Below are 11,562 nucleotides of genomic sequence, written 5' to 3' on the forward strand. Positions count from 1 at the left end.
AAAACATTGGAGATTTGGAGCACCTAGCCGCCCATGCTAAGGTTCGCAGCAGCGTCTTTGGGGGCAAGATTATGACTGGGCTGCTTTCGCGCTTCGGGGCATTAATCTTTCTTGGCTTTTTCCTAGTTGCGATCTGGGGTTTCTGGCCGACATATTTTTCCGGCCCATTTCATATGACCCAGGCCAGGCAGCAGTTTCCGCTCTACTATGTCCATGCGATTTCGATGACGCTCTGGTTCTGTCTGCTTGTCGTTCAACCGCTGTTGATACGAAAGGGCTATAGATCCCTGCACCGGCAGATCGGCAGGATAACGCCGCTCTTTGTGGCTTTCATCCTCACCGTCATGGTCCTTCTGATCCGGCAGCAGTTGATATTCATGGTCGGGCCGGATCAAGCCGTCCCGGAAGAACAGGTCGCGATGATTCCCCCCTTCCTGTTCATTTCCCTGGCCAGTGCCGCGCTCTTTGGAGCTTTCTTCACACTGGCACTCATCCACCGGAAACGGACTGCACTCCACGCACGCTATATACTATGCACGGTGTTCCCCATCATCACTGCAGCGACAGATCGCATCATCAACCGCACGGCTCCCACGGAGGCGACTTTCCCGGTCCTCGTCGGTTCATGGCTATTGTTGGACATTGTCTTGCTGACACTTGGGTTATGGGAACGCCGCAAGCTGGGAAGGCACAACCCATTCCTCATCGCCGCAGGACTTATGTTTGCCATGCAGGTATCGATGTTCACCTTGGCGCAGACGAGGCCTTGGCGGTCATTCTTCAACTGGTTTGTAAGCTAAATATCGGGCTCGAAGAAGAAATCACTTTCCCCCCTTAGCTGCCAAGTGGGAAACGACCCAAAGCGGACGCTTTCGAAACAGCTCAACCTACATAGTTCGGCCGCGATGGAACGTCATGCTAGCTTCTATACGTTCGAAGCAAATTGGAAGGTGCCGGCCGTCACGTGGCTTTGTGTATTGGAAGGATCAGGGAAAGGAGACTCACAATGAATAAGCGCGATTTCCTGAAGCTTTCCGGTGGCGCCATGGCTGCCGGAGCGATCCTTGGTTCGGCTCAAGTGCAAGCCCAAACCTGCCCAGCGCCGGAAGGCCAAAGCAAGACATTCGTCTTGGTGCCAGGCGCCTGGTGTGGCGGGTTCGTGTATGACGACGTCGCGGCGATCCTGCGCGCAGGCGGTCACACCGTCTACACGCCGACCCTGAGCGGGCTTGGCGAACGCGTCCACCTGCTTGACGACAAACTCAATCTCACCACCCATATCGACGATATCGTCAACGTCATCCGGTATAACCAGCTAGAGAACGTGGTCCTTGCAGGTCATTCCTATGGCGGAATGCCGATCACGGGGGCAGCGGACAAAGTTTCCGACCGTATCACGTCACTCGTTTATCTCGACGCACTAGTACCAGGAGACGGCGATTCGATATTGAGTCTGATGGGAGTTCCCCCGGGAAGCCCCGCGCCGGTGGATGCTGAAGGCAATCCGATCCTGGCATTCCCGATGCCGGCACAAATGTTCAAATCCTTCGGCTTGGCTGAGGACCAGCGTTGGCGCTACACCGAAATGCCTAACGGTCCGGGCTCGGAGCCGTTGCACTTGACAGGCGCCGTCGACTCGATTGCCAAAAAGTCCTATCTGTGGATGCGCAGTTCGGCCGATTTCGAGGCAATCCATGATCAGTTCAAGGACGCTCCGGGCTGGCACGTCGAAGCGTGGGACGGCGGTCACATGATGATGATTGATGTGCCAGAGCAGACGGCTGATTTCCTAGTCAGAGTCGCTTGAGGCCTAAAGTCGCCACCTTGGAAGCTGACAAAAAACCAATGTCCGCTTTCCACCCAGTTTGTGACCTCAACGCCGAGCCGGCAGAGCGCCAAGAGCGGACCAGCCGCTAACGACCCAATTGCTGGCGTCCAGGAAATCATGCGACTATCTCGAAGTCATCCTCACCCAAAGGTCGGGCGCATTCCCCCCATTGGCCGGTCTTGCGCCAGTGATCGACGAGGCCGACATCGATCAGGATCTGTCTGAAGCGCGGATCGCCACGATAGGCAGCGAATGGTGCGTTCCACGCTTCGCCGATCAGGCCGGTGCGCTCGACGATCGCACTGCGCAGCGCGCGAAAGGCGGTGTCCGGATCACCAAACACGGCCGCCCAAAGTGCAATGATGCCCTGCTCCGACTGGTTTTCGCAGCGCGGGTCTTCGCGTGCCGCAGCGAGGATCCTGCGCGCCTCGTCCGGCTGGTCAAAGCTTGAAACGAGGTCGGAGACGTAGGGGAATGGCCCCCTGCCTTCGCTGAACTTCTCAGCGAGCAATCGGCGCGCTTCCTCGCGTCGGCCCAGTCCGACCAGCCGGATGGCCGTGCGAGCGTAAATCTCAGGATTGCCGAACGGCAGGTCGCGTACCCGCTCATATTCGGCCTGGCTCGCTTCGAGAAAGCCGGCGCAGTCGAGCATGTGCTGGTAAACGAACGAAGCACCGACCGACAACGGGTCCGATCGGCAAACGCTCGCCTGGCGCTCGCAGGCCGCCTTCGGCCTGCCGAGCGCAGCCAGCAGGGCCGCATAGGCAGTCCATTTGCTCTCTCCCCGCATTTCCCACAGCGCGAGGCAGGCCTCCATTTCCTGCCAGTCGTAACTGTAAACGCAGAAGAACGAACGCGCGGCAATCACGTCGATAGAATCCGGCGCAAGTTCGATTGCCCGAGCAAGCGCAACGTGTTTCTCGCGAGGGTCGTCCTTGTCCAGTTCATGGCCAAACCACGGGCTCTGTACCTGGGCGCTTGCGAGGCCAGCCCATGCCGCTGCAAATTCGGGGTCGAGCTGGATTGCCCTGCGATAGGCCTCGATAGCGCGCTTCATGGTGTCACCGCCGCCGAGCGCGCGCAGTGCCCGCGCGCGAATGTATTGATCATAGGCTTCGGAATTCTCGGTCAAGCGCGTCTCGATCGCCTTCTTCTCTTCCGGCAGCAGGCGGACCTTGAGGACAGTGACAATCGCCTCGGACAGCTCGTCCTGCAGCCGGAATATGTCGTCGAAATCGCGATCCCAGCGGTCGGCCCACACATGGTTGCCGCTCGCCCCGTCGATCAGCTGGGCGGTCACCCGTACCCGGTTGCCGGCCTTGCGCACACTGCCTTCGAGCACATGGGTCACATTGAGCTGTCGCGCAACGCTCGTCACATCGACCGCCTTGCCCTTGAAAGTAAACGCAGTGTTGCGCGCCACGACGGCGAGTGCCGATACTTTGGACAGGTCGGTGATTACATCCTCACTGATCCCGTCGGCGAAATATTCCTGGTCCTCGTCGCGACTCATGTTGGCGAACGGCAGGACGACAATTGCGACCTTGTCAGGGTCCGTACGCAGGACTTGCGCGGCCGCGGGAGTTGTCGGGTGGGGGGCAGCTTTGCCGACGAAGTCACATACGTTCGCGGCAAAGGCCTTCCACGCCGCGTCCGAAGCATCGCCATGCCAGTGCGACAGCTCCGCAGTCTGCACCAGTTCGAACATGATCGGCCGCTCGCAGGGTTCGATCATTACCGGAATGAGCGTCTTGCGGCGGTCGGCCAGTGTCGCCTCAGACCGAACCCAGCGGCTATCGACAGAGCGCGGCGACCACAAGACGACGACGGCCTTTGCGTTCTTCAGTGCTTCCTCGGTGACCGTGTCGTAGGCCTCGCCCGACCGCAGTGCGACATCCCACCACACATCGAGTCCCTGTGCGGCAAAGCCTGCTGCAAAATGCTTCGCCCGATCGGCGTCCCTTCGGTTGTAGGACAGGAATATATCGGGCGCGGACAAAGGGTTCCCCCCTTGGTGACTACAGCCATTGCGGATCGGCTCGATCATATTCCTTAGTGCACCATTCAAGACAAGAAGAGTCTCAAGAACCTCCGCTTCCCACCCAGTTTGTGACCCCACCGCTGAGCCGTTAGTGTGCCAGGAGCGGACCGGCCGGTAACGACCCATTGCGGACATTGTGACACCCTGCTCCAAGCAAGCAATGAAAGACAAGTCGAACCGATATCAGGCCGTCAAACTGGCAAAGGGTGCAGAGTGGTTGCTGTTCCTAGTCGGATGCGCGTTTGCAGGTGGGGCGTATGAAGCTCTGCGGGACCAAAGTGTGACCGCTGTCTTGGTCGTCCTATTAGTTGGTTTCATTTTGGGAGTTCGGTTCCTCGGTCTCTTGGCTAGGAACTGGCTAGTTAGATGGCTGACAACTAGATCCAGCTCACCTGCAATCGATGGAGACGTGCTGGCGAGCCTGCCAGTTGAGCTGATTGACGGTATCGTCTTCTATAAGCGGGATCAGATCACGGATGACCTGATCTGTTGCGATGTGTCGAGCGAAGGGCAGGTTTGGACTTTTCACGAGGACCTCAAGGGCTGGGACAACCTCATCGAGCATTTCCATCGCCTCGAAGGCTTCAAAGTTGATTGGTTCGATTGCGTGTCTCAACCGCCGTTCGAGGTCAGTGAAACTATAGCCTTCACACGCTCGTAGAATGTCCGCTTTCCACCCAGTTCGGGACCCAGTCGCCAACATAGGCGTGCGCCAGAAACGGACCTTGAAAAAAGTGCCCCCGAGTGGTCGCAATTACCACAGCGGGGGCAGTTGATAGGGTGGGAAAACACCCTTCGGGTCGCACTTGTCCGTCTATGAGGGCGTTGTGACAGTTTCATGACATGTTGAAGGGATCAGTCGACTCATTGCTCTAATGCCTTGCTGTTCGACTGGAATAGGCGGCCCAGCCGCATACGACCCAGATTGCGACCATCCCTTGGAAGTGTGATTACTAAGGAGCGAGAAGAGCGACAGGAGTGGACCACGCGATGGTGGAACGAATTAATCGAGCGAGGCACATAATATTCCCCGTTATAGCCGTAACAGGGTTGATTGCTTTGCGGGAAAGCACCGGCTTCAGCAGTTGGAAATTATTAATCCCAGTTTTGCTTGCTACTTTTCTCCTCATCTCCGTGTGGGATCGGCTTACCGGTCGCAGCGACGGCTGAACTTCTGTCCGCTTCCCACCCAATTCATGACCTATTGGACGCGCCAGGCATCGACCAGGAGCGGACCAGCCGGTAACCCCCATTGCGGACATTTGGTCTGACCATGTAATTCCAACGTCGATGAAAGCCGGTTTTGCCAACACGCTATTCGGCGCCTTGTTGCTGCTAGCCTTCCTGTGTTTCTCATTTGGACAGGCTTCTATGGCTCGCGGAGCTGGATCGGCTGCGCAATCGATAGACTTCCGGCAAGACGACTTTCAAGCCCAGCGCATCGCAAGGAAGTTGTTGCGTCGGGAGATCGCTAAATATCCATCTGGCTCGAATTGGATGCGAACAGCATGGGTGAGTGTCTCCCCCGGGGAGACGCCCACGTTGTTCGTTATGTATGGCTGCTCGCCCACCGGCAACTGCGGGCTTTATGGATTCAAGCGGCAAAAGAATGGCTGGAAATTGGTTCTAAACAGCATCGCGCAGACGTGTTCGATTTTGCCTTCATCGCACGCTGGGCGACATGACATTTCCGCCCGAATGCACGGCAGCGCCTTTCAATCTACGATTAAGACCTACTGGTGGCGCAAGGACCGATACGTGCGAGTGTCGGAGCGCGATCTCATCCTAAAGGAGTGAGGGTGGTCATCTCGACCACTCACGGAACGTCCGCTTCCCACCCAGTTTGCGCCGTGGTCACCGAGCTTGCGCGAAACCAGGAGCGGACCGGCTGGCAACGACCCAAAAGCGGACGTGAGGCGAGACAACGCATAGTTGCGAATCTCTTGGGGGGCGGTCATCTACGAGCGATGGGCGCGCCGACAGGCAGGAGTCGAGGCCGAGACATACGGAGGGGAGGAAACGGAATGGCGGACCTTGCAAACCCGGTGATCAAGCCGGCTGACGTCAAGCTAAGGGATTTCAGGGTAGTGGGTCAGTTTGAAAATGACACTTATGCTTGAGCGTCCATGCATAGTCCCTCAAGCATAAGTGTCATTTTCAAACTGACCCACTACCCGACAGAGAGACCTTCAAGACCCGCCGCTCGGCCGCACTGGCCGAGTGGCAGGACCTCATGGCCTGAGGCTTGCGCCATCAAGACACAGCTGAGTCAATCGGAGACAAGTTGCGATTAGACTGACAGCACCGAAATCTGAGGTCGAGGCGGTCCTTTCCCAAAACGGAAGCGGAAGGGCCGCTTCTCAAGCTCGGACATCGGACCTTTTGACTGAAACTGGGCGGTTAAGAACGGGTTTGCTGTTGGCTTCTTTTTGGATCGACAATCAGGGTACAAACTGTTTGGTTTGTAGGGGTTGCAGTGTTTATGGTTGGTGCGTTAGAAGATGCTCTGTTCAGGAAATTTGTTCACTGATTCATGAAGTTCGTTCTCACGCCTAACCAGAAGATATTGACCCGTTATCGACGCGGTGAAGCGATGATTGCGATAATTTTCCCAGTGATCATGACGGTCTTTGAGTCCCTGGCTATTTGGATGAGGGGACCTAATAGCATCCTTGTTCATCCGCTTTTCGGTACCGAACTTCTTATTGGTCTGGCTGCGCTCGGATTCTGGATCATTCGATACGCACGCCCGGCATTGAAGGCCGTTAGCAATCGAGGCGATCCAGTTCAGGTAGATACTTCTTCCATCCAGTTCTTCGGTCGAATTTTTCCGCTTTCGGCAACGAGCGCACTTACAGTAGACGATAAGAGGGTCTCGCTTCTCGACGGTGACCAGGTGCTGGCAACTGAGTCCCTTCTTTTTGTAAGTGGCAAATACTGGCATTGAACCGCCTGTTTCAGTCATTGAGTCGCTAGCGGTCGATTGGAACATGGCAGCCGCCAAGTTTGGCGGTGCCGTCACGGAGTGGGGTCGTTAGCAGCCTGTCCGCTCGTGGCACGCGCTCCGCTCGGCAGTCAGGTCACGAATGGGGAAAGAAGCGAACTTGCTCGATTTTCCCACTGAGCGTCTCCAGAACCAGCGGCAAGGTGTTTTGGTGATTGTCTTAGTGACCACCCTAAAGCTTTAGTCGCTTTCTGCCTGTGAGGCACACGGCTCCGGTTTGGCATTAGAGATAATGGAGGTCATCGAACCTCCAATTGCCAAGCCTTTTCGAAACAAAATGAATTCCGCCCAAGCAACCGGCTTGCTCGAACTTCCGCTGAGCGAATAGTCGGCACCGAGGACGCAAACGTCCAATAGCTAGTGCTTTATCTCGTCGATCTTGGCATCATCCCCGAAGGTGATATGAGGTCGCACATCGTCGTTTGAGCCGTCCACTCAAATAGTCTGATGGCCGTTTGCCCTTTGCGGCTGACACGTGCGCAATGGAACAACAACTCGGTTGAGATTGAACGCTGCTCCCGGAAGCCAATCTCGGCTCTCACGTTCGATCGGATTCTGTCATTCGGCGCAAGCTGTGAGGGCTAACGCAAGTGAGAGCGTCATCACCATCTGGAAGCGTGATTGAGGGGAGAAGTTCACCAGGCTGCATCGCATTTCGCTATAATTGAAAAAGGGATCATTTGATGTCATAACCTTCGCGTGAAGAATTGGTGATTTTAGATCGCGGCTAGATAAACGTCCGCAATGGGTTGTAACCAGCCGTCTGCTCCTAGGCGCTCGTAACTCGGTAGCCTGGCTAATGTCCGCAATTGGGTCGTTAGCGGCTGGTCCGTTCTTGGCGCTCTGCCAGCTCGCCGTTCAGGTCGCGAACTGGGTGGGAAGCGGACGTTCGAAATGGTCCAATTGCTACAATTGCACGAGGCAAATGATAACTGTCGGGTTTTGGATAGCTGGTTGCACGTTGCTGCGGATCTGCGATCCGAACGGTTGCGACCATCAGTCAAGCCGATTGCAGGGTCCCCATTTGCCAAAATTGTCATAAGCATGCGGCTAGGATGCTGCTCGAACGCGACGATGTGCTGGCAGAGCTACATGCCCTCGCGGCTGCTGCGGCGGAGGGGCAAGGCAAGGTCGTCTTCGTCATCGGCGAGGCCGGGATCGGCAAGACCAGCGTACTGCGCGCATTTGCCGAACGCCTCGGGGACGCGATGCGCCCACTGTGGACGGCTTGCGAGGACATCAGCTCGGCCGAAGCCCTTACAGTCTTGCGGGACCTGCGCGAACTTGGCGGACTGCCGGTCGATGCCGCACTCGACGGCGGATCGCGCCTCGAACTCTTTCGCGACGCGCTCGACCGGCTGGTCGAATTGCCGAGCGTTCTCTTCGTCGAGGACCTGCACTGGACGGACGACGGGAGCATCGACTTCATTCGCTACCTCGGGCGACGCATCGAGGGCCTTCCACTGCTCGTCGTGGTCACGTCGCGCAACGAGGACCAGCCGGCGCGCGGCCGGGTGGTCCGGGCACTGAGCGACCTTCCGCCGACGGCGCGTCGCCGTGTCGACCTGGAGCGCCTTTCGTCGCTGGCGGTCGGGCAACTGGCGGCCGGACACGGACAGGTCGGTGCCCGGATCCACGACCTCACGAACGGCAATCCGTTGCTGGTCACCGAATTGCTGGCGAATTCGGGGGTGCGTTCGGATTCGGTCGACGAGCTCGTCGTCGGTCGGGCGAGCCAACTGGCGCCGGCGGCCCGCGCTTTCCTCGACTATTGCTCGATCATACCCCGCCGGGTCTCGATCGAGCAGATCGAGGCGTCGGGTGCCCAGCACGTCGACGTGCAAGGCTGCATCGATAGCGGCCTCCTGCTGCAGGACGCCGATGGCTTGACCTTTCGCCATGAGCTGACCCGCAACGCAATCGAAGCGGCGTTGTCGCCGCTCCTGCGCAAGCAGCTGCACGCCAACGAGCTCGCGCGCCTCGACAGCACACGGGCGAGTGCGGCGCGGCGGTTGCATCATGCGATCCATTCGAGAGACAGAGGCCGGGTCGCCGAACTGGCCCCAGTCGCCGCCCGGCAAGCTTCCCGGCTCGGAGCTCACCGCGCTGCCGTCGATGCCTGGCGCTCGATGATCGACCCCTCCGATCCGCCGCAGGACCCTGAGGTCTGCAGGCAATACGCCTTCGAGCTGCACGTGCTCGGAAACCTGCCCGAGGCGATCCGCTGGCAGGAGCGGGCGCTTGATCTCTACGCCCACGCCGGCGACACGCTGAAAGAGGGCGACAGCCTTCGGTTCCTCGCGACCTTGCGTTACATGAATGGCGAGCGAGGCCTAGCCGAACAATCGGTTCAACGCGCCATCGATGTCCTCGAACCGCTCGGGGAGACGGGCGAGTTGGCGCATGCCTTCGCCACGATGGCCGGGTTTGCCATGCTCGCCGACGACTCTCCCTGCGTCGCCCAACTGTGCGCAAAGGCGATTCCGATCGCCGAGAGGCTGGATCGCAAGGACGTCCTGGCGGCCGCGCTGAATTGCCACGGTTCATCGCTGCAATTCATCGATCTCGAGCGCGGGCTGGAATTGATCGACCGGAGTATCGCGTTGGCAAGGACGGAAGGCATCCACCAGCATGTCGCGCCGGCCGCGATAAACAAGGCCTGGGCGCTGATGATGGTTCACCGGCACGAAGAGGCCATCGAGGTCTTCCGGGAAGGGATCGAATATAGCCGCGACCACGACCTCGACAACTGGGGGCCATACATGGACGGGGGGATCGCGCTGTGCCTGCTCCGCCTGGGTCGATGGGACGAGGCCGAAGCAGCGGCGGCTCCGGTGATCGCCGCGGTCGACAAGGGACCGGTAACGCGCAATCCCGCCATTCGCGCACAGGCGACGATCGCCGTCAGGCGCGGGGATGTTGATAGCGAGACCCTGATCGCCGAACTGCGCAGGCACATGACCACCGGGCGCGAGTGGCCGCGGTTCAGCAGCCTCGCCCTGATCGAGGCGGAGCACGCCTGGACGAGTGGGGAAGACGTTCCCGCCGCGCTCGAAATCGTCGCCGAGGTGCTCGCCCAGGTGCCGCCGGGCGGAAGCCCGTGGGACGCCGCCATGCTGTGGCACTGGAGCCGCAAGCTGGGCGGAACGGAGAAGGCGCCCGAAAACCTCCCGCTTCCCTTCGCCATGGTGGCAAAGAACGAGATCGATGCCGCGGCGAAGGCGGTGCAGGAGTTGGCGTTGCCGTTCGAGGAAGCGCTGTTCCTTTGCGACGGTGACGAGGGGCAGGCGGCGAGAGGTCTGGCGATTCTCGAACGCCTCGGAGCCGAAGCGACGGCGAGGCGGGTTCGCGCCGAACTGGCCGAACGTGGAATCCGCAAAGGCACGCGCGGCCCGCGGTCTTCGACCCGGAGCAACGACTTCGGCCTGACCAAGCGTGAACTGGAAGTGCTGGTGCATATCGACAGCGGCAAGACCAACAAGGAAATCGGCGAGAAGCTGTTCGTTTCGCCCAAGACGGTCGACCACCACGTTTCGTCGATCCTCGCGAAGACCGGAACGCGCACGCGCAGTGAAGCGGCCGCTCTAGTCCGTCGAGAGGGCCTTATCGGTTAGTTTCCAGCCGCCTCCGGCGCATCCTTGCCCTGGTATTCGAGCGCGAAGGTCGGGTCGCAGTCGTAGGGGTAGATGTAGTCGCTGCCGCGAGTCCACTTAATGTAGCGGGCGCCGTGGTTTTCGAGCATTTCGGGGTCCTCGAACCACTGCGTCGCCTCGAGCGACTTGCCGTCGTCGGCGAGGCGGTAGCGTTCGACCATGTGCGCCTCGCTCGAATGGTCGAGACCGTTGTTGGTGATGGTCGAGGGGGCGAGGTGGGTGGTGTCGATGACCAGTTCGTCGCCCTCCCAGTGGCCGATCGAATCGCCCATCTTGGTGTGCGGCGCGGCGGCCGGCAGGTGGCCGCGGCCGTCGGTGTAGATCAGCCGGTACTGGTCGTAGTACTCGTACCGGAACACGATCAGGCCGGGAGCCTCGATGACCTGGAAGGGGAAGGGGCCCTGCACCGTGTACATGATCGACTGCGGCTGGCAGACGCGGGCGATGGTCATGTCGTCGGTCGGCTGCCAGTCCCTGGCACGATCGAGCGCCTTCTGTGTCAGCTTGAGCCCGCCGTAGACCCCGCGCGGGAATTCCGCCGCGCCGGTATCTTCCAGCACCACCGTATCGGGCGGCAGCTTGGCCTTCAGGTCGTCGGGCATCGGGTAGCCGCGGAACGGGGCATTCCAGTAGCCCGAGAGGTCGGGGTGGCCGGCGTCTTCGGCGAGCGCCGGGGCGGTAATGGCGATGGCGGCAAGCGCCGCGAGGGCAAGCCGCATCAGCTCTGGTCCTGCCGTCCGAACGGGGCGATTCCGATCGACTTGCCGTTGGCGTCGGTGACCGCCGAAACGCGCATGTAGGGCTTGCCGTCGCGCGAGGGCCAGCCGGTGAGGGTGACGGTCTCGCCCGGCTTGATGATGTCGCGCGTCCAGCCGCGGCGGACGAGGATCACCGGGGCATTGGTCTCCCCGCGCCAGTGCTCGACAGTTCCGTCGGGATTGGTCACGTCGAGCGCAATCGTGCCGTGCGGGTTGGTGAAGCGGAAGGCGGTGACCACGCCAGTGACCGTCACGCTCTTCTCGGGGTCGAAGAACAC

9 protein-coding genes are annotated in these 11,562 nt (G+C 59.7%); 6 read left to right on the forward strand and 3 right to left on the reverse strand.

All coding sequences use genetic code 11. The features are described from left to right. Nucleotides 1-800: hypothetical protein (locus tag GRI89_RS17260; RefSeq protein ID WP_235913283.1), on the forward strand; the 800-nt coding region annotated here is incomplete at its 5' end. 206 nt (nucleotides 801-1,006) lie between these two features. Further along, nucleotides 1,007-1,807 carry an alpha/beta fold hydrolase gene (locus GRI89_RS17265; protein WP_159798270.1) on the forward strand — a complete coding sequence of 267 codons (801 nt, stop codon included), beginning with the start codon at nucleotides 1,007-1,009 and terminating at the stop codon, nucleotides 1,805-1,807. Between the two features lie 136 nt (nucleotides 1,808-1,943). Here the strand turns inward: GRI89_RS17265 and GRI89_RS17270 are convergent, their stop codons facing one another. Beyond that, nucleotides 1,944-3,827 carry a TIR domain-containing protein gene (locus GRI89_RS17270; RefSeq protein WP_159798272.1) on the reverse strand — a complete coding sequence of 628 codons (1,884 nt, stop codon included), beginning with the start codon at nucleotides 3,825-3,827 and terminating at the stop codon, nucleotides 1,944-1,946. A gap of 202 nt (nucleotides 3,828-4,029) precedes the next feature. Here GRI89_RS17270 and GRI89_RS18115 point away from each other — a divergent pair, with 202 nt between their 5' ends. The 4 genes from GRI89_RS18115 to GRI89_RS18325 all read left to right on the forward strand — a co-directional run bounded on the left by GRI89_RS18115 (nucleotide 4,030) and on the right by GRI89_RS18325 (nucleotide 10,487). Beyond that, the gene (locus GRI89_RS18115) at nucleotides 4,030-4,530 is read left to right on the forward strand and encodes a hypothetical protein (RefSeq protein WP_235913503.1); all 501 of its coding nucleotides are present in this window, start codon (nucleotides 4,030-4,032) and stop codon (nucleotides 4,528-4,530) included. 629 nt (nucleotides 4,531-5,159) lie between these two features. Continuing rightward, nucleotides 5,160-5,666, forward strand: coding sequence for a hypothetical protein (locus tag GRI89_RS17280; protein ID WP_159798275.1), 507 nt, complete (start codon nucleotides 5,160-5,162; stop codon nucleotides 5,664-5,666). Nucleotides 5,667-6,402: 736 nt separating this feature from the next. Next, nucleotides 6,403-6,816 (forward strand): hypothetical protein, encoded by a 414-nt coding sequence (locus GRI89_RS17285; RefSeq protein WP_159798277.1) that lies wholly within the window; start codon nucleotides 6,403-6,405, stop codon nucleotides 6,814-6,816. 1,112 nt (nucleotides 6,817-7,928) lie between these two features. Continuing rightward, nucleotides 7,929-10,487: a helix-turn-helix transcriptional regulator gene (locus GRI89_RS18325; protein ID WP_159798279.1), complete on the forward strand. Its 2,559-nt coding sequence runs from the start codon at nucleotides 7,929-7,931 to the stop codon at nucleotides 10,485-10,487. On the opposite strand, the gene GRI89_RS17295 is transcribed toward GRI89_RS18325, so the two are convergent. Together GRI89_RS17295 and GRI89_RS17300 are read right to left on the reverse strand one after the other, a co-directional pair. After that, nucleotides 10,484-11,245: a hypothetical protein gene (locus GRI89_RS17295; RefSeq protein WP_159798281.1), complete on the reverse strand. Its 762-nt coding sequence runs from the start codon at nucleotides 11,243-11,245 to the stop codon at nucleotides 10,484-10,486. The genes GRI89_RS18325 and GRI89_RS17295 overlap by 4 nt on opposite strands. After that, a partial coding sequence (locus tag GRI89_RS17300) for a DUF6152 family protein (protein WP_159794863.1) occupies nucleotides 11,245-11,562 on the reverse strand: 318 nt, incomplete at its 5' end. The genes GRI89_RS17295 and GRI89_RS17300, both read right to left, overlap by 1 nt.

Origin of the sequence: Croceibacterium salegens (assembly GCF_009827435.1) — a bacterium.
Lineage (GTDB): Bacteria > Pseudomonadota > Alphaproteobacteria > Sphingomonadales > Sphingomonadaceae > Croceibacterium_B > Croceibacterium_B salegens.

Excerpts from the sequence above, each read along its gene's own strand:
- GRI89_RS17295 (WP_159798281.1), bottom strand. The coding sequence starts at position 11,245 with ATGCGGCTTGCCCTCGCGGCGCTTGCCGCCATCGCCATTACCGCCCCG.
- GRI89_RS18325 (WP_159798279.1), top strand. The coding sequence starts at position 7,929 with ATGCTGCTCGAACGCGACGATGTGCTGGCAGAGCTACATGCCCTCGCG.
- GRI89_RS17265 (WP_159798270.1), top strand. The coding sequence starts at position 1,007 with ATGAATAAGCGCGATTTCCTGAAGCTTTCCGGTGGCGCCATGGCTGCC.
- GRI89_RS17285 (WP_159798277.1), top strand. The coding sequence starts at position 6,403 with ATGAAGTTCGTTCTCACGCCTAACCAGAAGATATTGACCCGTTATCGA.
- GRI89_RS17280 (WP_159798275.1), top strand. The coding sequence starts at position 5,160 with ATGAAAGCCGGTTTTGCCAACACGCTATTCGGCGCCTTGTTGCTGCTA.
- GRI89_RS18115 (WP_235913503.1), top strand. The coding sequence starts at position 4,030 with ATGAAAGACAAGTCGAACCGATATCAGGCCGTCAAACTGGCAAAGGGT.